Below are 19,892 nucleotides of genomic sequence, written 5' to 3' on the forward strand. Positions count from 1 at the left end.
AAATTTATAATGAGTAAAATAAAAGCATTACTGTTTGATTTAGATGGTACATTAATTGATTCTGAGCAATTTCATTTCGATTGTTGGAATAAGTTTTTGTGTGAATACGAAGTTACACTGGATTTTAAGGATTGGTTGACAAATTACGCTGGAATCCCCTTGCCCAAAAATGCAAAGACTATAATAGACAGGTATAAAATTGAAGAAGAGTTAGCAGGCTTCATTAACAGAAGAGAAAAGATAACTTTTGATGGTTTTAGAACAACAGATATTCAGTTAATGCCCTTTGCATTAGAGTTTATCAAGTTTGCTTATGAAAAGGGGCTTATTCTGGCTGTGGTTACTGCTAGTCCTAAAATTGATGTTGAAGCCGTTTTTGAGCGGAACGGTTTGGCTAAGTATTTCAGTTTATTTATTACCAGAACAGATGTAAGTAAATCTAAGCCTGATCCAGAAAGTTATAACTTATGCGTAGCGCGGTTAGGCGTTGAAAAAGATGAATGTATCGTTTTTGAAGATACTTTAAATGGGGTTAAATCTGCTCTGGCTGCAGGCATAACCTGTTACGCCATTCAGAGCAATGTACGGGCGCATCAAAAACTAAAAATAGCTGACGAATTGTTCCTCAGCTTTGCGAATGCTAAAGAATTTATGCTGCAAAAGGAATTGATTTAGTTCTTGAAAATTAACTAGCTTAGTATAAAGCAATAGAGTATAAAGCAATAGAATTTTGTATGGTAAAAAAAGGATTATGGATTTTATTTGCAACCTTCGCATTGCTGATTGGACTCTACCCAACGATTTACTTTTTGATCGATAGGAAATTTGGATTGTTAAATTCAAAATCGGTTGAGTTGTTGACCAATACTTTCTGGAACATTGGTTTTTATATGCATATCATTTTCGGAGGAATCGCTTTATTTATCGGTTGGACACAATTTAGTCCGAAAATGAGAAATAGGCGCATGGCACTTCACCGAAAACTGGGTAAAGTTTATGTGGTTGCTGTACTGCTTAGCGCATTAACGGGTATTTATATTGGCTTTTTTGCAACAGGGGGATGGGTTTCTTCCGCGGGATTTATTTGCTTAGGCTTCGTTTGGTTTTACACTACTCTAAAGGCTTATTTACACATCAAAAGCGCAGAAATTGAAAAACATCAAAAAATGATGGTTTATAGTTATGCGGCTTGTTTTGCTGCGGTAACATTAAGGATTTGGCTGCCAATTTTGACAATGGTTTATGGCGATTTTTCAAAAGCCTACCTGGTTGTTGCCTGGTTGTGCTGGATTCCAAATTTGATTGTTGCCTATTTAATCACCAGAAAAGCCGCTAATCAATAAGTTGTTTTGATACCTCATCCGCTAAAATAATTTAGTTTTACATGATGTCAGCTCAGGAAATTTTAGCTAGTGTCGGATCATTTTCATACCATGATCTGCTTCTTTTTGAAGAAAAGACGGTGCGAAAATTATTTAAGAAAAATGATGTGCTATTGCGTCAAGGTGAGATTTGTCAATCTGTTTATTTCATTTTATTGGGTTCTTTTTTTCAATTTCAGTCTAACGATATCACCGAAACAATCATTGATTTGCATTTACCAAAAGAGTGGATGTACAATCACCCAAGCCTGATTGAGCAAAAACCTTCCGATACAACGATCAAGGCCTTTGAAAAATCTGAAGTGTTGGAGCTTAGTTTAACTAATTTACATAGTTTAATCGCCAAATCACAGTCCTTTTTAAGCCTGGGTAGAATTTTTGACCAGCCCAATAACAGAACATATTTATTTGATCGTTCGCTAAGCCCAGTTGAAAAATATAATTACATCAAAAATGCCAAGCCGCTCATTGTACAGGTTTTTCCCGTTAAAATGATCGCTTCATACCTTAAGATTGCCCCCGAAACATTGAGCAGGGTAAGGGCAAATCAATGAATTTCCTGATCTCGGTCAAGTGCAGCTTTTCGGGAAAATACCGATTTTTGAAATAAAAAAATATGCTAACAGATATCAACCCAAAACTTCCCATGCGTGATAAAGCAATCACCAGAGATTTTTATGTGAATAAATTAGGCTTTAAAGACATTGGGAGTGCCGATTTTAAAGATTACCTGATTGTACAAAAGGATCAGGTTCAGATCCACTTTTTTCTGTTCGAAACACTAGATCCGAAAGAAAACTATGGGCAAGTTTATATCCGTACAAACGATATTGAAGGGCTGTACAAATCGATGGTCGAAACTAAACAAAGCATTCATCCCAATGGAAGCTTACAAACAAAACCATGGGGACAAAAGGAATTTGCAATGCTCGATCCAGATAGTAATTTACTCACTTTTGGGCAGAGCGTGTAAGTTGATCACTTGTTTTTATAGTTCTAAAGTAAAATGTTTTCATATGTTTATCAACCTACGGACTTTTGAACCCCGATTATCTATTTTATTGACCATCAAACCCTCTACTATGAATTAATTACCAACGACTATTGCCTAATCGACTTTCAGCTTTCCGCCTTTTTTCCCTACATTTGGCTAATCAAAATTATCAAGAAATTATGCAATACGATGTCGTTGTTATCGGTTCAGGGCCGGGCGGTTATGTAGGCGCAATCCGTTGTGCTCAGTTAGGTTTAAAAACTGCAGTTGTTGAAAAATATAAAACTTTTGGAGGTACTTGCTTAAATGTAGGTTGTATTCCATCTAAGGCTTTATTAGATTCTTCAGAGCATTTTCACAACGCTGCTCACACGTTTACTACCCATGGTATCAACTTAAAAGATTTAAAGGTTGATATGAAACAAATGATCGCCCGTAAAGACGATGTTGTTGCCCAAAATACAGCGGGTATCACTTATTTGTTCAAGAAAAATAAAATCGATTCTTTCGAAGGTGTTGGTTCTTTTGTGGATAAAAATACTATTCTGGTTACTAAGGCTGATGGTTCAACTGAAACATTATCTGCTAAAAACGTAATCATTGCTACTGGTTCTAAACCAACCGCTTTACCATTTTTACCAATCGATAAAAAACGCATTATTACCTCAACCGAAGCTTTAAATATTAAAGAAGTGCCAAAAACAATGGTGGTAATCGGTGGTGGTGTAATCGGTTTAGAGTTAGGTTCGGTGTATGCCCGTTTAGGTACTAAAGTTTCTGTTGTTGAGTTTTTACCATCTATCATCGGAACTATGGATGCTGGTTTGGGTAAAGAACTTCAGCGTGTGTTAAAGAAAACTTTAGGTATGGAGTTTTACATGGGCCATAAAGTTACCGGCGCCACCACAAAAGGTAAAACGGTAACTGTTACGGCTGATACCCCTAAGGGTGAATCCATTTCTTTAGAAGCCGATTATTGTATCGTTGCTGTTGGTCGTACGGCTTACAGCGAAGGTTTAGGTTTAGATAAAATCGGTATCACTGTTGAAGAAAGAGGTAAAAAAATTCCGGTTAATGAGCATTTAGAAACTTCGGTTAAAGGTGTTTATGCTATTGGTGATGTAATTTCGGGTGCTATGTTGGCACACAAAGCAGAAGATGAAGGTACATACGTTGCCGAAACCATTGCAGGTCAGAAACCACATATCAATTATAACTTAATCCCTGGTGTGGTTTACACCTGGCCAGAGGTTGCTTCTGTAGGTTTAACCGAAGAGCAGTTAAAAGAAAAAGGTGTTAAATATAAAACTGGTTCGTTCCCTTTCAAAGCCAGTGGACGTGCAAAGGCGAGTATGGATACCGATGGTTTCATTAAAGTTTTGGCCGATGCCGCTACTGATGAAGTTTTAGGTGTACACATGATTGGCCCGCGTGCAGCAGATATGATTGCAGAAGCAGTTATTGCAATGGAATTCCGTGCATCTGCAGAAGATATTGCACGTACCTGCCATGCCCACCCAACTTATACCGAAGCCTTAAAAGAAGCTGCACTTGCTGCAACTGATAATAGAGCAATACATATTTAATCGATCGATGTTACTGTCGATTAATTAAAGTTAAATATTTGGGCATGCCCCAAGCTGCGCAAGGGTCGGGCTATACGTTTCAATCTTTTGTTGTGCTTTCAGCTAACAACAAAAGGATTTACACTGCTATCCCTCATGCAAAAATCTAAAGCCGATAAGAAATTGTCGGCTTTTTTAATTTTAGAGTTGTCAACTTTCTAGCCAACTGGCTATTAAAGTTGACAACTCTATAACGATGACATTTCTTTTCTTGAACCCTCAAATTGGGTGAAGATCTGCATTGTTTGATCACAAGACTTTATTGTAATCGCTTTATATTTTCTTAATAAAATGATAACAATTAACGCCTAAAATTAGCGTTGTGTGCTTCTATTTTTGCGGTTCAGATATTAAACAAACCATGAACTGTAAAAAACTATTTGGTGCAATCCTTATTGCTTCATTGGCATTTACTGCCTGCAAAAAAGATCCAACTGATGATCCGATTGTAGATCCTCCGGTGGAAGCTATCGTTCCTGAAAAAATCGACAGTTTTAAAGAAATTGCTTCCATTGATTTAGGTGGAGAATTTGCTTCAGAAATTTCAGCTTACGATCCCTTAACCAAGCAATTATTTGTGGTGAGTAACGATGGCGGAACCAAGGTTGATGTAGTTGATATGAGCAAATACCCAACCGTTACAAAATTGCAGACTTTAACCTTTGCAGGTAATGCTGGTATTAATAGTGTGGCTGTAAGTAATGGTTTATTAGTAATCGCTTTAGATGGCGCAGATAAGCAGGGAAATGGTGATGTAGTGGTATTAAAAACATCTACTTTAGAAGAAGTTAAAAAAATTACCGTAGGTGCCATGCCCGATATGGTAACTTTCAGTCCTGATGGAAACTATATTTTATCGGCTAACGAAGGCGAACCAGATCTTGCATATACCGTTGATCCTAAAGGAACCATTTCGATCATTAACATCAAAGACAACTATTCTGTAAAAACATTAGATTTCGCCGCTTTTGAATCACAAAAAGCAACTTTGCTTGCAGGTGGCTTCAGGATTTATGGTTTAAATGCAAGTTTTACACAAGATATCGAACCAGAATATATTGCAGTAAGCCCTGATTCTAAAAAAGCGTACGTTACCTTACAAGAAAACAATGGCGTTGCCGAAGTAGATATTGTTGCAGGAACAATTACCAAAATCAATCCCTTAGGCACTAGAGACATCAGCCAGGCCGACAATGCCTTTGATGTAAGCGATAAAGACAGTAAAAAAGTTTTAGGTACATGGCCAATCAAGGCTTTTTATCTGCCAGATGCAATTTCGTATTTTACTGTTGGTGGTAATGCCTATCTGGCCTTGGCCAATGAAGGGGATACCAGGCAGGATTACACACCAAAAGATGCAAAGGAAGAAGTACGTGTAAAGGACCTTGTTTTAGATGCAGCTAAATTTCCTAACGCAGCAACCTTACAGTTAGATGCTAATTTAGGAAGACTTACGGTAACAAATACTGCCGGGTATACTATGGTAGGTGCCAATAAAGTATATCAGGAATTATACTCAACAGGTGGAAGAAGTGTGAGCATCCTTAATGCAAATACTGGGGCTTTGGTAGCCAACATTGGTAAAGATTTAGAACAGCATGTAATTGATGCAGGTAAATATGACGATGACCGGTCTGACAATAAAGGTGTAGAGGTTGAAAGTGTAACCGTTGCACAGGTAAATGGGCAAACCTTAGCTTTTATTGGTATGGAACGTGCAGATATGATTGCTGTTTATGATGTAACTATACCAGCCTCACCAAAATTTGTTCAACTATTCTCTACGGGCGATGCCCCTGAAGGTTTATTGTTTGTTAAACCAAAAGATAGCCCTAATGGAAGAAGTTTGTTAATTGTGTCAAACGAGGCTGATGGTACCGTTCGGTTCTATCAGCCCGATAAAATATAGTCTCTCTATCCCTTTATTAATTATTATGTTTTAGCCCCGGTTTTATATCGGGGTTTTTTGTTTTTAGAGTTGTCAACTTAATAGCGAAAGCTATTAAGTTGACAACTCTTCTTATATAATTCCTTTATATAAACGAAGAATAAAAAAAGCCCTATATTGCGCTACAAAATAAAACTTTAGGGGTGCCTTCAAATAAGTTGGCTGAGAACATACCCATTTTATAGGTGAAAGGTAAAAAGGTAAAAGGCGGAAGGTGAAAAACCCTATGCCCTAGACCTTACACCCTATGCCGTATAAATGAACCTGATCCGGATAATGCCGGCGTAGGAAATTAGTTTGTCTGCAAAAATTGCGCAAAAATGCATACTGCATTTGAAGACTCCTGAAGTTGTACAACAAAATGAAGTCATTTAGCAATGAATTATATTAATGTATTAACAATAGCCGGCTCAGATAGTGGAGGCGGTGCAGGCATCCAGGCCGATTTAAAAACCTTTTCTGCTTTGGGCTGTTTTGGCACCTCGGTAATCACAGCTGTAACGGCACAAAATACAGTGGGGGTGCGGTCAGTGCATGGCATTCCAGCAGAAATGATTAAAGATCAGTTACAGGCGGTATTAGATGATATAGCGCCAGTGGCCATTAAAATCGGCATGATCAACCGTGCTGAAGTGGTACAGGTAATCGAAAAGGAATTAAAACCCTATAATCAATATGTTCCCGTGATTTTAGATCCGGTTATGGTAGCCACCAGTGGCGATCGGTTAATCGAAGCTGATACCGTTACCCAGTTAGTTGAAAAATTATTCCCCTTGGTAACATTGGTTACCCCAAATATAGACGAGGCCATTATCCTTTCAGGGCAGGAGATCCATAACCTCGATGGCATGATTGCGGGGGGTAGAAAAATCATCGAGAAAGGTGCAAAAGCCGTTTTAATAAAAGGAGGACATTTAATAGGCCCAATCATTTACGATGTTTTTATCTCTGGAAACGATGCACCAGTAGTATTAGAAAGTGTCTTTATTGCTTCTAAAAATCTACACGGAACAGGTTGTACACTTTCATCTGCCATAGCCGCCGAAATGGCCAAGGGTAACACGCTACTTATCGCAATAAAAAATGCGAAAAACTACATCAGCCGGGCCTTACAAACTGGTAGCAAGGTAAAAACTGGCAAGGGCAATGGGCCATTAAATCACTTTTTCGAACCTTTAAAACTAATTGTACAATGAAGTGGAGCGCACAGGCCTGGGAAAGAGTTAAACCCATTTATGGCAAAATTTTAAAAATGCCTTTTAACCAAGAGTTGAGCAATGGAACTTTACCCAAAGAGAAATTTATCTTTTATTTAGCTCAGGATGCTTATTACCTTTTAGAATTCGGCCGGACTTTAAGCACCATTAGTAGCCGAATGCAGGATGCAGATTTGGTGATGACCTTTGCCGGGTTTTCTACAGGGGCAATTTTTGCCGAGCGTAGTTTGCATGAAAGTTATTTTGTGGAATTTGGTTTAGCTAACCAAGTGCAGCCCACGCCATCTACACTTTTGTATACCAATTATATCCTTAGTCAGGCTGCGTATGCCAATGTAGAAATTGCAGTGGCGGCTGTTTTACCATGTTTTTGGATTTATAAAGCCGTTGGCGATCATATTTTTGCACAGCAAAATAGCGACCAGAATCCTTACAAAAGGTGGATCGAGATGTATGCGGGCGTCGAATTTGCTGCTGCGGTAGAAAAGGCGATCGATATTACTGATCAAATGGCAGCGCAGGCTAATGCAGTAACCCAACAAAAAATGCTGGATGCTTTCGAAATGGCAACCCGTTTAGAATGGATGTTCTGGGATAGTGCTTATGAACTGGAAAAATGGAAAGTTTAATATTTTAACCCTGTATTCTCCAAATTCTTTGATAAAATGTTAAAAACTTGTCGGTATTTCCAATAGATTTAAAGAACTTTGCAATTCAATCTATAATTTAAAACATCATTTTGGAAGAAAGTACGCAAGAACAGGGGATTTTAAGTAAACAAGAAGATAAACCTGTATTAGCGCAAAGCTCTCCGAAACAAGTACGATTTGCAATATCTGCCTTTTATTTTATGCAAGGGGTGTGCTTTGCAAGTTGGGCCAGTAGGATTCCAACTTTTAAAGCTTCTATGGGCCTAAACGATGCAGAATTAGGCTCTATTCTTTTTGCGTTACCTGCGGGGCAGATTATAACGATGTTTTTTTCGGCGAAATTGACCACTCATTTTGGCAGCAAGAAAATGCTAAGGGCAACTGCGCCACTTTATGCAATTGCATTAACTTTTTTAGCATTAGCCACAACTGGTTGGCAGTTGGCTGCTTTTTTGGTGATGTTTGGTATAACCGGGAACCTTTGTAACATCGCCTTAAATACACAGGGTGTCGCAGGTGAAAATTATTACGGCAAACCCATTATGAGTTCTTTCCATGGGGCTTGGAGTATTGGTAATTTAACGGGGGCTTTAATTGCCCTGGGGCTGGTTAACCTAAAATTAGGCATGTATACCCATTTTTGGATCATTGCACTGATATCCTTAAGCAATGTTGCGCTTAACTGGAAAAAGTTGCTGAACTATAATAAACCAGATACGGTGGTTGAGAAAACGAAGTTTTTTACCATGCCACAGGGTATTTTGGTGTTACTGGGCGTTATCGCATTTTGTAGTATGGCCACCGAAGGAACAATGTTCGATTGGAGCGCTATTTACTTCGAAGATGTGGTAAAATTACCTCATAATAAGGCGATTATAGGTTATGCGTCGTTCATGTTTATGATGGCAAGCGGAAGGTTTTTAGGGGTGTTTTTAATTGGTAAATTCGGGCGGAAAAACCTCCTTCAGATCAGCGGTGCCATTATATCGATAGGGATGGCGCTTGCCGTAATATTTCCAAACCTAATTGTCGCTATTTTTGGTTTTATGCTTATTGGCTTGGGTGTTTCGAGTATTGTACCAATGGTATATAGCATAGCTGGTAACAATAAGAAAGTGCCTGCTGGTAAAGCAATAACCATGGTTTCGAGTATTGGTTATTTTGCCTTTTTGTTTGGCCCGCCATTAATAGGCTATGTTTCGCAACTATCAAGCCTGCGTTATTCTTTCGGGATAATTTCTGTTTTTGGTTTGCTGATTACTTTCCTGATCACAAAAATAAAAGCGATAAATTAGCTGTGACTGTTAAATAAATTATATTTATCATTTGGAGCGCAGGGTTTCCACAAAGCATTAAGTTCCTCATTTGTTGGGTTGCAGGGTGCAGAAACCTCTGTTTCTAAACCCGATTGCAATGTAAAGCCCACAGCGCAGCGAGGACTTGAAATGAAAAAGAGGGACTGAAGCCCTCCAAGAACCCCAGGCAACTCATTTCCTCATTTAAAACACCAATTTCCATTTGTAGCGCAGGATTTCTGCAAAACATGAAGTTCCTTCCCGTTTTACGTTTTTACGCTTCGCTTCCTCGTACCTCGTTGCTGCAGGGTAACACTTCAACCGGGGCTATTGATGAAGGTAGCATTTCATTTGTTGGGTTGCAAGATGCAGAAACCCTCGTTCCTAAACCCGATTGCAATGTAAAGCCCACAGTGCAGCGAGGACTTGAAATGAGCGGGACTGTTGCCCTCCAAGAACCACAGGCCAATCATTTCCTAATTTTAAAACCATTATTTCATTTGGAGTGCGCTACCTGTACATAAATATCAAAATTTAGTAAGGAGAGTTATGAAAATGCTTAATAATCTACTCTTTCTTCACCAATCCATGTTCTTTAAGGGCTGCGACAGCCAGCTCAATCAATCTTAAATTTTCGTCCTGATGCCCATGCTGCACTTCCACATTAATATAGGGAATGTGATTTTGCATGGCATACACCGAAAGCGAACCGTCATTGGAAACAAATTTAGATTGAAGAATTACATTCACATTTGCCTTTTTTAAACTGCTGAACAACCTTGGCTCGGTTACGTAAACAAGATCATCGCCATCCATCTGGAAGTTGATGTAAACCGAATCGGCCGTACTCGCTAAATCGTAACCTGGCAAATAAGAGGAAATGCCAAAACCACCATCGGCATTGTTATGCAAGGTTAAAAAATAACCTGTGGCTTTTGGATCGTAAAAATCGACAATTTGTTTGCCTGCATTAAGTATTGCTTTTTCAACTTCGTTAGAGCTGAAAAAGTCTTTTTTTAACCTTGTTTTTACACCTGCCTCGGTATAAATGGCGTTGGGATCTATACGATATTGATCATCCATATAGGTGAAATAATAATCTCTTACACCGCCATACTGACTGTCGATGAGCTCGCCACCGCTCCAACGGATATAATCAAAACCTGCTTTTACACCAGTATCTTCATTATCATGTACAACTAAAAATTTAATGCCATTAGGTTTGTAACTGTATTTTACCAGCGTGATATCTAAGTTTGAAACCTTAACGAAGTTCGAATCAGTAGTCATCGCCGGGAAAACAGGAGGGTGTTGCGCATTAACCAGAAGGGTAGAACAGATCAGGAACAGACTTAGAATGAGTTTAAACATAATCCCTAATATACAATGTTGCTACATAATTTGTTTGAAGACAACATTGTATATTATCCGGGCATCAAAATTTCTAAATGCAGCAAGTGAAAAATAAAATGGTTGGTAGAGCCCACAATATGGCGAGGGTATTGGGTTAGCAAATTGATGGGCGACATTCCTTAGGCATAATTTTCCATGCCTCCGCGTTCCGTGGCAAAAAGAAATGGTTCGTGCGGACACGAACCATGGCTGCGGATTGGGATACCCGTTCGCGGATAAATTTTTCTTGTTTTCTGTGCTTGCGTGGCTAAAAAAAAAAGCCATAAAAAAGCCCCGATTTGGGATCGGGGCTAAATTGATTGTTAATCTGGATGTTTATTAATGTCCGTGATCTAAATCGTATTCGTTTACATCTTTGTGTTTGTATGGTTCTACCATTAACTCATCGATTGTTTTTCCTTTTTTGTTAAAGCCTAAACGTTCTAACATTCTGTCGAATATTAAATATACCACTGGTACCACAATTAAGGTTAAGAATAATGAACTGGTTAATCCACCAACAATAACCCAGGCCAAACCATTTTTCCATTCGGCACCTGCACCGCTTGCCAATGCAATCGGAAGCATACCGAATACCATGGCTATGGTGGTCATTAAAATTGGGCGTAAACGTGCGTGGTTGGCTAATACAAGCGCTTCTTTAGTCTCTTTGCCTTCGGCCTTTAAGTGGTTGGTAAAATCGACCAGGATAATCGCGTTTTTCGCTACCAGACCCATTAACATAATCAAACCTAAAATGGTGAAGATACCGATTGAGTTATTGGTTAAAGCTAAAGCTAACAATGCTCCGATTACCGCTAAAGGCAGCGAAAACATTACCACCAATGGATAGATAAAACTATCGTAAAGCGCAACCATAATCAGGTAAACCAAAATGATCGAAGCCAATAAAGCAATACCTAAAGTACCAAAACCTTCGCTCTGATTTTCCTGATCACCCGCCCAGCTATAACTTACGCCAATTGGGGCTTTAAGTTTGCCATTTTTTTGCAGCTCTTCCAGTTTCGCCTGGAACTCAGCAACCACGGTTCCTGTTGGTCTACCGATTGACTGTGCCTTAACTGATACCGAAGTAGATTTATTTAAACGCTCTAACTGACTCGGACCTGAACCTTCTGTAATGGTTGCAAATTGTGATAACTTGATCTGTTTACCATCGCTGTTTACAAAAATCAGGTTACGCACGTCATCAATATTCTGGCGGTTGAAGTTTTGATACTGAATATTGATATCGTACTCGTATTCACCTTTACGGTATTTACCATCGGTATTACCCGCAAAAGCAGTCTGCATGGTTGAGCCTACAGTTTGTAAAGTTAAGCCAACGGCCGACATCTTATCACGGTCTACCTGAACGTTAATCTCAGGCGTTCCTTTTTCTACTGATAATTTAATCTCTGTAGCACCAGGGATAGCCGCAAGCACTTTTTGAGCACCTTCAGCATACTTCAATGCGCTGTCTAAATCAGAACCCATCACCACCAATTGGATCGGTGCGTTTTCTGCAATACCCAAAATACTGATCGGAACGGTTTTAACTTTTGCTCCAATTAATTCTTTAGCCAGTGCACGGCTCATTTTAGTGGCAAAAATATCTGAAGAAACGCCTTTACGCTCATCGCGTTCAACCAGTTTAACATTAATCTCCGATTTATAGGCTGTAGCCTGTGTACCACCGAAATCACCGGTCGATTGTCCAACTGTAGTAATTAACTGTGTAATTTCTGGTTGTTTATCCAAGAAAGCCTCAGCTTTTTGCGTTAAAAAGTTGGTTTGCTCTAAAGAGGCATCTTTTGGTAACTCTAACTGCACCAGGAACTCACCTTTATCTGATTTAGGGAAAAACTCCGATCCGATAAAACCGCCTACCAATAATCCACATGAGCTAAAGAACATCACCACAACAATAATTAATGTTAAGGCTTTGTGGTTTAACGACCATGTTAAAATGCTGGTAATCCAAAGGGTAAATTTCTTTAATTGTTTTTCGAACCAAAGAATGAAACGGCCAAATAGGTTTTTACCTTCAATACGTTCTAACTTACCAAAACGAGAGAAGATAAGAGGTACAATGGTAAATGAAGCTACTAACGAAAGCAACGTTGCAATAATTACCACAATACAGAACTGACGTAAGATGTTCGATACCAAACCCGTACTTACCGCAATCGGGAAGAACACTACCACAATTACGAAAGTAATAGATACTACGGTAAAACCAATCTCTCTTGTTGCATCAGATGCTGCTCTTACTTTGTTCTTGCCCATCTCCATGTGTCGCTGGATATTTTCCAGTACCACAATCGCATCATCCACCAGGATACCTACCACGAGTGATAGTCCCAATAACGACATTAAGTTTAAGGTAAAGCCGAACAAGCTAATCCCGATAAACGTAGCGATTAATGAAACCGGAATCGATACCATTACAATTAACGCGTTACGTAAACTGTGCAAGAAGAAAAGCATTACGAAAGCCACCAAGATAACCGCCAGGATTAAATCGTGGATTACCGCATCAGCTGATTCTAAGGTAAAGATTGAACTATCGTTTACAATTCTGATGTCGAGGTTATTGGCCTTGTATTCACCTTTTAGTTTGGCAATAATGGCATGTACACCTTTACTCACTTCTACCGCATTTGCATCGCTTTGTTTAATGATCTGAATGGCGATAGATGCTTTACGATCGATACGTGCCAGTTTTTCAGTTTCTTTTTGCGAATCCTGAACGTCGGCAACGTCACCTAAACGGATCTGTGCACCATCTTTAGTCGTTGTTAAAACCAGGTTTCTCAACTCTTCCATACTTCTGTATTTACCCGATAAACGGATCAATACATCCTGGTTTTGGGTTTTAACACTTCCTGTAGGGAAATCTAGGTTAGAACTTAAAATTAATTGCTGCACCTGTGGAACTGAAAGGTTGTAGCCTTGTAATTTATCAGCATCTAACGATACTTGAATTTCGCGTTCCGAACCACCAACTAAGTTAACCTGAGCAATACCACTCACCCTCGAAATTACCGGAGCAATACGTTTATCAATTAAATCGTAAAAGGTAATGTCATCCATATTGGCTGATGCCGACATGGTAATTACTGGTAAATCATCTAAAGAGAATTTACTTAATGACGGCGTTTTTACATCCTCTGGCAGATCAGAAAGGATAGCATTTACCTTTCTTTGTGCATCATTTAAGGAAATATCGATGTTTGCCGCATCAGTTAAGGTGATGGTAACCGTAGATAAACTCTCAAACGATACAGAGTTGATTTTCTTGATGTTTTCCATCGATGATACCGCATCCTCAATCTTTTTGGTTACGGTATTTTCAACCTCATTTGGTGAAGCACCAGGGTAGATGGTCGAAATAGATACTACGTTGTTAGAGAATTTTGGAAGTAATTCATAACCCAACGAAAAGTAACTTAGTAGCCCAAGCAAAGTAAGTGCGGTAAACACCACAATAACCAGCGAAGGCCTTTTTATAGATATGTCTGTTATCTTCATTTTAATTATTTATTGCAATTGAACTAATATCGTCCTTCGACAGGCTCAGGATGACAAACTGTAGACTGATAACTGCCAAGTGGACTATTTTACAATACTTACCTGAGTACCCTCAGTTAAGTTAATCTGCCCGCTGGTGATTACAGTTTCACCTTCTTTTAAGCCATCAAGAATTTCAACATTGTCTCCTAAAATACGGCCAGCCACAACAGTGCGGGTTTTAGATGTGTTGTTAGATTTATCCAATACAAAAACCTGATTGCTACTTACACTACCTACAAACGAAGTACGTGGAATAAGGATGCTTGGCGCTTGTTTAGGGAACTTGAATATTGCAGTTCCGTACATACCGGCTTTTAAAGTGTTTTTGTGACTATTCTCTACTTCAATTTCAATCGGGAAATTTAATGTTGCATCAGCTTTAGCAGCGATGAAAGTTACTTTTCCGGAGAAATTATCAGTTGGGAAAACCGAAGATTTGATCTCGATCTGATCGCCGATTTTAAGATTGGCAACCTGCGATTCGTTAACGTTTACTTTCAGTTTCAATTTAGAAACATCAACTAATTCGAATAACTCGGTGCCCTGGGTATTTACAAAAGCACCAACTTCGATGTATCTTTTGTTTACGATACCATTGATAGGCGATTTGATGTTGGCATCACTTAGTCTTCTTTGTGAAGCCTGTAAACGCAGTTTTGCATTTTTTGTAGCCAATTTAGCCTGATCTAACTGTTGTTGCGTAACACCACCAGTTGAGAATGAGCTCTGGTATCTGGCCTCGTCTCTCACTGCATTCTGGTAAGTTGCTTCAGCAGTTTCTCTGTCTGTATTGATAATTTCTGCATCAACGCGTGCCAAAACCTGGCCTTTGCTTACGCGGTCACCTTCATCAACATAAATAGCCGTAACACGACCTGCATTTTCTGATAAGAAGTTAAGTTCTTGTTTAGGAATGAAGTTTCCGTTTGCACTGAAATCTAAATTCACAGCTTTTCTCTCTACCTGAGCAACCCGAACGGCAACAGCACCACCACCTTTAGCAATGAAAGCAGTTTTTTCTTCGTTCTTCTTTTTATTGTTGCTTAGAACATAAGCTATTGCACCGAGTGCAACAACAATTACGATAATTATGGTAATTACTCTTTTCATTTCTATTGTACTAGTGATTTAATATTTCCGTTTGATTTGATTAATTGTATTTCGGCTATTTTGTAATTTAATAAAGCCTGTGTATAACTGTTCTGCGCCTCAGTAAGTGCATTTTCTGTATCCAGAAGATCGGTTAAAGAAGCTAAGCCATTGTTATAATTGTTTTGTGTGCTTTTGTAAATTTCCTGCGCTAAATCGGCATTTTTACGTTGCGATTTAATGGTGTTGATGTTGTTGCGCAATTGGATTTTTGCGTTCTCATAAGCCAGGTTTAAGGAGTTTACAGATTCTTTTCTGCTCTCTCTTGCTTTTTTAATATCTACATCTGCCTGGCGGATTTTTGAACGTGTTAAAAAACCATTGAAAATTGGCACTTTTAAAGTTAGACCAACTGCCGATGCGCCGTATCCGATTGCAGCAGCATTCGACTTTAAGAAATCGAAACCATCACTTTGGCTCGAGTAGGTATAATTACCCGTTAAAGCCAATGATGGATAGTATTCGGCAACGTATGCCTTTCTTTGTAGTGATAAAAGTTTATCCTGATTATCCAAAAGTTTAACCTCTGTTCTGTTTGCCAGATCGATAGAGTCTGTAAATACAGGTAAAGTAGTTACTTCTGTTAATTCGGTAAATGGTAAGCTGATCGGCGTAGAAACCGGCATACCCATCGAGAATTTTAACTGATTCTCCAATTGGGTAATGGCATTAATCACCTGCTCACGTTGTGTATTCAGGTTAGTTAGGTTTACATTGATCCTGTCAACATCGATTTTTCTGGATAAACCGTTTTTAAACTGGTTTGAAACAATTTTTTCTACAATTTTAACGTTTTTAATATTGGTATCAATTACGTTTAACTGTTGTCTGTTTACCAAAACCTGGTAGTAATTGTTGGCCACCAGCTCGATAATCTGCTCTTCAGTTAATTTTGAAGTAAGGTTGTAATATTCCTCACTCGATCTCGCAGCCTGTAAACCAGTAAAAACCTGTTGATTGAATAATTGTTGCGAAAGCTGAACACCTGCAGTCGAATTCCAGTTCTGACCTAATTTGATCGCCTGTGTCTGTCCGCCGAAATTAGCAACCAGCTGACCGATAATAGGATTATAAGTTAAACCAACATTTCCTGTAATTTGAGGCAAGGCCTGTGCCCTAACTTCCTCCACCTTGTATCTTCCGCCTTCAATATCCAATTTCGAGTTTCGAATCTTGGTGTTGTTTTGGAGCGCATAGGTTAGCGCATCTTTTAAGGTAACTTGCTGCTGTGCAAGCACCAGCTGCGGTAAAACCGAGCCGATTAGCAGTATGAGCATTAACCTTACCATTTTTACTCTAAGCATAATGTATTGTTTTTTTGTTTTTGGGTTCTTATCTATTTAAAATTTGTGGCCTGTTTACAACCGGTTTGTCAGTTGTTGCGGCCGCCGTATTTCAGTCTGAACATCGTAAACCTCTCACAAATATGGTGGTGAGGTTTTTTTGCTTCAGTGTCATTTTGTTTAATGCTTTTTTATCGGGGAAAAGATCTTTACCGGTTTCCATAATGCACATGGTGCAAAGGCCCATCAAGCTTTCCAGATAAAGTTCTGCAACATGCGCAGTATCATCGTGCTCAATTTCTCCCTTTCCTTTTGCCTGACTAAAAATTTCTGCGAAGAAATCTTTTTCCGAGCTTTTAAGCGTTTGTAACTTCCCTTTGATCACATCATCGTTCAATAAATCAGGAATGCCTTCCGTAATCCTTAACATGTAATATTTTTGGAAGAAAGTGTTCCTCACTTCTATGGTGCTAAAAAGAATGTCTTCCAAAGGTTGATCTGGATTGTATTTCTTTTTAATCAACTCAAAGAAGTCGTTAAATACCCTTTCTATTACTCCAATAATTAAATGCTTTTTATCCGGGAAATAATAATAAAGCGATGGTTTGGAAACGGAAAGATCTTCTGCGATATCGTTCATTGTGGTTTTACCAATACCAAAATGGATAAAGCGTTTTATAGCGCCATCAATAATTTGCTCTCTCTTTTTATCGGCTACAATCATTTTACTTTTCTACTTTCTGACTTTTTTAATATTTTAGTCAAAAATAGTGCTAAAAAATGATTAGTCATGAAAGGTTTGTTGAAAAGCGCATTAAGCTTACAATTTTATGACATAATTTTGTTTCTTGCGCTGTTTATATATCTTTACAAACCAATCGTTTAGAAAATTTGTCAGCACTAATCAACATCTTTATTGTATTGTTTACCATCCTAGCAATGGAGTGTTTGTCTTGGTTTATACACAAGTATTTATTCCATGGACCACTATGGTTTATGCATAAAAGCCATCACCAAAAAGCAAAATCATTCTTCGAATGGAACGATCTGTTTGCCGCATTATTTGCTGCAGTATCCTTGTTTTTAATGTATGCCGATCGAGATAATTTAAGTTACCGGTTTTTTATTGGTTTAGGGATTACTTTATATGGTCTGATTTATTTTGTGGTACACGATTGGTTTGTGCACCGGAGATTTAAAACTTTTAAAAGCGACAACACTTATTTGCAAGCCGTGCGAAAAGCACATAAGGTTCATCATAAAAATAGAGGCAAAGAAAAAGGAAAGGCTTTTGGTTTGTTGTTTGTAAGGAAGAACTTAATAAAAACTGATTGATGTAATTTAACTAGGTAATTAGTTTATATTTACTTTATAAATAGATAAATATGAAAAAGTACTTATTCGTTCTTTTGGTTTTTATTGCGTCGTCGGCAGGTGCCCAAATCGCCAAGTTTACGATTAAGGGGGTAATTGCAAATACAGATAGCATTAAATATGTTTATTTAACAACCCTATCTCAACAGATCCCACTTTCAGATGAGAAAATATTTATGGTAACACCTGTGGTAAATGGGAAATTTGAGTTTAATGGAACATTCGATCTCGAAGGTAAAGATTATCAGTATGCAAGTGTTTTTGTTGAAGAAAGAGGGAATATTTCTAAAGAAGAGGCGTTGTCGAAATTTAGAAATTTAATTTGGGTAACAGGTCGTAGGAGGAATGCAAGGCTTGTAGTCCTAGAGAATTTAACCTTATCGATTGACGAATATGGCAAAACCAAAGCGTCCAAAATCATTGAAGGTGGAATCCTAACAAAACAAGATGATGAGTATAAAATGGCCGTAAGGGATGGGGGAAGGCAATTGATCTCGTTTATAAAGAAATATCCAGATTCTCCAATATCATATTATGGTGTTAAAGAAACCACTTCCCTGTTTGATGCCGCTCACAGAGACAAATTTACCAGCCTCTGGGGTTCGCCAAGCGAATTGTTTAATGAACTTTCACCCAAACTTCAAAACAGTAAACAAGGTATTGAACTGAAGAAAAGTATCGATGCCAAGGCAAAACTATAATTGAATTGCCAGTCGTATTTATAAAATATGAAAAAGTATTTACTCATTCTTGCAACATTAATCAGTTTTATAACCTTTGCAAATGCCCAACAAGCTGTGAAGGGCATGTTGAGATTAAAAGCAGATTTTAATTCACTTAGCCTACAGCCGTTGAAAGTTGTAATAAAAAGATATGACCTAGCAAGGTTAAATGGAAAAATTGATACTGTTATAGTTAAAAATCAGGATTTTAATTACGAAACTGAACTTGCCGAACCATTAAATTTAATATTGGATTTTTATTGGAAAGATAAGAGGCTTACTTCAAATAGGTTTTGGATGACTCCAGGGAGTTATGATATTACATTCAGCAATGATCTGATTCCAAAAATTCCAGAAACATACACGGAAATAGCATTAGGCATAATTGAACTTGATCAACACGCTAATGCTTTTTCAAAAAAGGCTGAAACATTGGTTAGTAATGTTAACTACGAAAATCAAAAAATAACCGATGTCGAAAAAAAGATTTGGCAAATAAGAGATTCGGTAGATATTGCACTTGATCAAAATATTTATTTACCTGCAATAAAATTAAATGCAAATTCCCCGGTAGGTTTATATGCACTTTGGCAGTATGCAGATAGGCCTCATGGCAAACCAAGAATTGTAGCCGAACCAAAAGAAATCGATTCTTTACTTAATACTTTAGGTCTTGAAATAAAGGCACTCCCGTCAGCAGAAAAATTAATCAATGCAATACTACTAGGAAAACAACTCAAAGTTGGTAACATGATGAAAAACGTTTCATTGCCCGATGTTACCGGTAAAATTTATAGTATAAATGATTTTAAAGGTAAATACTTATTGGTCGATTTTTGGGCAAGCTGGTGTATGCCCTGTAGAGCAGAAAACCCTAACCTTATTAAAGCTTTTAATAAATATAAAAAATCGGGATTTCAGATAATAAGCATAACGAGAGACGAATTATCACGGAAAACAGACTGGCTTGAAGCTATTAAAAAAGATAAGGTAACAACGTGGCTCCAATTAAGCGATTTTAAAAATATAGCACAAAAGATTTATAACATTGAAACCATTCCTGTAAATTATCTTATTGACCCAAAAGGTATGATTGTTGGTCGAGATTTACGCGGCGAAAATTTAGAAAAAGAACTAAAAAAGATTTTTAAATATTAATTGGTAATTAAATAGAAGTGTTTGGAAAAAAAAATATTTTAGATCTAGTGCTGTTTTTTGCAATTTTCGAAATTAGAGATAAAGGAAGTCTTTTTGGCTATTATTGTAAGGAAAAACGACTAAAAAT

Annotated in this window: 18 protein-coding genes; 13 read left to right on the forward strand and 5 right to left on the reverse strand. The window is 38.0% G+C overall.

Going from position 1 to position 19,892, the window contains the following annotated elements:
- Window positions 1-9 precede the first annotated feature (9 nt).
- From J7E57_RS02295 to J7E57_RS02340, 10 genes are all read left to right on the forward strand, one after another.
- Window positions 10-675 (forward strand): HAD family hydrolase, encoded by a 666-nt coding sequence (locus J7E57_RS02295; protein WP_215130201.1) that lies wholly within the window; start codon window positions 10-12, stop codon window positions 673-675.
- A 59-nt stretch (window positions 676-734) separates the two neighbouring features.
- Window positions 735-1,343: a DUF2306 domain-containing protein gene (locus tag J7E57_RS02300; protein WP_215130203.1), complete on the forward strand. Its 609-nt coding sequence runs from the start codon at window positions 735-737 to the stop codon at window positions 1,341-1,343.
- A gap of 41 nt (window positions 1,344-1,384) precedes the next feature.
- Entirely contained in the window at window positions 1,385-1,936 is a 552-nt protein-coding gene (locus tag J7E57_RS02305; RefSeq protein ID WP_215130205.1) for a Crp/Fnr family transcriptional regulator, read from the forward strand.
- Window positions 1,937-1,998: 62 nt separating this feature from the next.
- Complete coding sequence (locus J7E57_RS02310) at window positions 1,999-2,355, forward strand: bleomycin resistance protein (RefSeq protein WP_215130207.1); 357 nt, start codon at window positions 1,999-2,001, stop codon at window positions 2,353-2,355.
- 200 nt (window positions 2,356-2,555) lie between these two features.
- Window positions 2,556-3,962 (forward strand): dihydrolipoyl dehydrogenase, encoded by a 1,407-nt coding sequence (lpdA, locus tag J7E57_RS02315; protein ID WP_215130209.1) that lies wholly within the window; start codon window positions 2,556-2,558, stop codon window positions 3,960-3,962.
- A gap of 400 nt (window positions 3,963-4,362) precedes the next feature.
- Entirely contained in the window at window positions 4,363-5,910 is a 1,548-nt protein-coding gene (locus J7E57_RS02320; protein ID WP_215130211.1) for a choice-of-anchor I family protein, read from the forward strand.
- Between the two features lie 416 nt (window positions 5,911-6,326).
- Window positions 6,327-7,145: a bifunctional hydroxymethylpyrimidine kinase/phosphomethylpyrimidine kinase gene (gene thiD / locus J7E57_RS02325; RefSeq protein WP_215130213.1), complete on the forward strand. Its 819-nt coding sequence runs from the start codon at window positions 6,327-6,329 to the stop codon at window positions 7,143-7,145.
- Window positions 7,142-7,795 carry a TenA family protein gene (locus tag J7E57_RS02330; protein ID WP_215130215.1) on the forward strand — a complete coding sequence of 218 codons (654 nt, stop codon included), beginning with the start codon at window positions 7,142-7,144 and terminating at the stop codon, window positions 7,793-7,795. Before thiD ends, J7E57_RS02330 begins: the two co-directional genes overlap by 4 nt.
- Window positions 7,796-7,905: 110 nt before the next feature.
- Window positions 7,906-9,111 carry an MFS transporter gene (locus J7E57_RS02335; RefSeq protein ID WP_251029760.1) on the forward strand — a complete coding sequence of 402 codons (1,206 nt, stop codon included), beginning with the start codon at window positions 7,906-7,908 and terminating at the stop codon, window positions 9,109-9,111.
- A gap of 248 nt (window positions 9,112-9,359) precedes the next feature.
- A complete protein-coding gene (locus tag J7E57_RS02340) occupies window positions 9,360-9,635 on the forward strand; it encodes a hypothetical protein (protein WP_215130217.1) in 276 nt (91 codons plus the stop codon).
- 43 nt (window positions 9,636-9,678) lie between these two features.
- On the opposite strand, the gene J7E57_RS02345 is transcribed toward J7E57_RS02340, so the two are convergent.
- The 5 genes from J7E57_RS02345 to J7E57_RS02365 all read right to left on the reverse strand — a co-directional run bounded on the left by J7E57_RS02345 (window position 9,679) and on the right by J7E57_RS02365 (window position 17,235).
- Complete coding sequence (locus tag J7E57_RS02345; RefSeq protein ID WP_215130219.1) at window positions 9,679-10,482, reverse strand: hypothetical protein; 804 nt, start codon at window positions 10,480-10,482, stop codon at window positions 9,679-9,681.
- Between the two features lie 360 nt (window positions 10,483-10,842).
- A complete protein-coding gene (locus J7E57_RS02350) occupies window positions 10,843-14,037 on the reverse strand; it encodes an efflux RND transporter permease subunit (protein WP_215130221.1) in 3,195 nt (1,064 codons plus the stop codon).
- Window positions 14,038-14,121: 84 nt separating this feature from the next.
- Window positions 14,122-15,189 (reverse strand): efflux RND transporter periplasmic adaptor subunit, encoded by a 1,068-nt coding sequence (locus J7E57_RS02355; RefSeq protein WP_215130222.1) that lies wholly within the window; start codon window positions 15,187-15,189, stop codon window positions 14,122-14,124.
- Between the two features lie 2 nt (window positions 15,190-15,191).
- Window positions 15,192-16,532, reverse strand: a complete 1,341-nt coding sequence (locus J7E57_RS02360; protein WP_215130224.1) for a TolC family protein — start codon at window positions 16,530-16,532, stop codon at window positions 15,192-15,194.
- 91 nt (window positions 16,533-16,623) lie between these two features.
- Window positions 16,624-17,235 carry a TetR/AcrR family transcriptional regulator gene (locus J7E57_RS02365; protein ID WP_029279769.1) on the reverse strand — a complete coding sequence of 204 codons (612 nt, stop codon included), beginning with the start codon at window positions 17,233-17,235 and terminating at the stop codon, window positions 16,624-16,626.
- Between the two features lie 197 nt (window positions 17,236-17,432).
- Between J7E57_RS02365 and J7E57_RS02370 the strand changes: the two genes are divergently transcribed.
- Genes J7E57_RS02370 through J7E57_RS02380 form a run of 3 tightly spaced genes read left to right on the forward strand, consistent with a single transcriptional unit; the run spans window position 17,433 to window position 19,765 of the window.
- Window positions 17,433-17,846 (forward strand): sterol desaturase family protein, encoded by a 414-nt coding sequence (locus tag J7E57_RS02370; RefSeq protein ID WP_410522676.1) that lies wholly within the window; start codon window positions 17,433-17,435, stop codon window positions 17,844-17,846.
- A gap of 50 nt (window positions 17,847-17,896) precedes the next feature.
- Window positions 17,897-18,586, forward strand: coding sequence for a DUF4369 domain-containing protein (locus J7E57_RS02375; protein ID WP_215130226.1), 690 nt, complete (start codon window positions 17,897-17,899; stop codon window positions 18,584-18,586).
- A gap of 27 nt (window positions 18,587-18,613) precedes the next feature.
- A complete protein-coding gene (locus J7E57_RS02380; protein WP_215130227.1) occupies window positions 18,614-19,765 on the forward strand; it encodes a TlpA family protein disulfide reductase in 1,152 nt (383 codons plus the stop codon).
- Window positions 19,766-19,892: the final 127 nt, after the last annotated feature.

It is taken from the genome of Pedobacter sp. ISL-64, from assembly GCF_018613605.1.
In the GTDB taxonomy this organism is placed as follows: Bacteria; Bacteroidota; Bacteroidia; order Sphingobacteriales; family Sphingobacteriaceae; genus Pedobacter.

Excerpts from the sequence above, each read along its gene's own strand:
- J7E57_RS02295 (WP_215130201.1), top strand. The coding sequence starts at position 10 with ATGAGTAAAATAAAAGCATTACTGTTTGATTTAGATGGTACATTAATT.
- J7E57_RS02300 (WP_215130203.1), top strand. The coding sequence starts at position 735 with ATGGTAAAAAAAGGATTATGGATTTTATTTGCAACCTTCGCATTGCTG.
- J7E57_RS02305 (WP_215130205.1), top strand. The coding sequence starts at position 1,385 with ATGATGTCAGCTCAGGAAATTTTAGCTAGTGTCGGATCATTTTCATAC.
- J7E57_RS02310 (WP_215130207.1), top strand. The coding sequence starts at position 1,999 with ATGCTAACAGATATCAACCCAAAACTTCCCATGCGTGATAAAGCAATC.
- lpdA (WP_215130209.1), top strand. The coding sequence starts at position 2,556 with ATGCAATACGATGTCGTTGTTATCGGTTCAGGGCCGGGCGGTTATGTA.
- J7E57_RS02320 (WP_215130211.1), top strand. The coding sequence starts at position 4,363 with ATGAACTGTAAAAAACTATTTGGTGCAATCCTTATTGCTTCATTGGCA.
- thiD (WP_215130213.1), top strand. The coding sequence starts at position 6,327 with ATGAATTATATTAATGTATTAACAATAGCCGGCTCAGATAGTGGAGGC.
- J7E57_RS02330 (WP_215130215.1), top strand. The coding sequence starts at position 7,142 with ATGAAGTGGAGCGCACAGGCCTGGGAAAGAGTTAAACCCATTTATGGC.
- J7E57_RS02340 (WP_215130217.1), top strand. The coding sequence starts at position 9,360 with ATGAAGTTCCTTCCCGTTTTACGTTTTTACGCTTCGCTTCCTCGTACC.
- J7E57_RS02345 (WP_215130219.1), bottom strand. The coding sequence starts at position 10,482 with ATGTTTAAACTCATTCTAAGTCTGTTCCTGATCTGTTCTACCCTTCTG.
- J7E57_RS02350 (WP_215130221.1), bottom strand. The coding sequence starts at position 14,037 with ATGAAGATAACAGACATATCTATAAAAAGGCCTTCGCTGGTTATTGTG.
- J7E57_RS02355 (WP_215130222.1), bottom strand. The coding sequence starts at position 15,189 with ATGAAAAGAGTAATTACCATAATTATCGTAATTGTTGTTGCACTCGGT.
- J7E57_RS02360 (WP_215130224.1), bottom strand. The coding sequence starts at position 16,532 with ATGCTTAGAGTAAAAATGGTAAGGTTAATGCTCATACTGCTAATCGGC.
- J7E57_RS02365 (WP_029279769.1), bottom strand. The coding sequence starts at position 17,235 with ATGATTGTAGCCGATAAAAAGAGAGAGCAAATTATTGATGGCGCTATA.
- J7E57_RS02375 (WP_215130226.1), top strand. The coding sequence starts at position 17,897 with ATGAAAAAGTACTTATTCGTTCTTTTGGTTTTTATTGCGTCGTCGGCA.
- J7E57_RS02380 (WP_215130227.1), top strand. The coding sequence starts at position 18,614 with ATGAAAAAGTATTTACTCATTCTTGCAACATTAATCAGTTTTATAACC.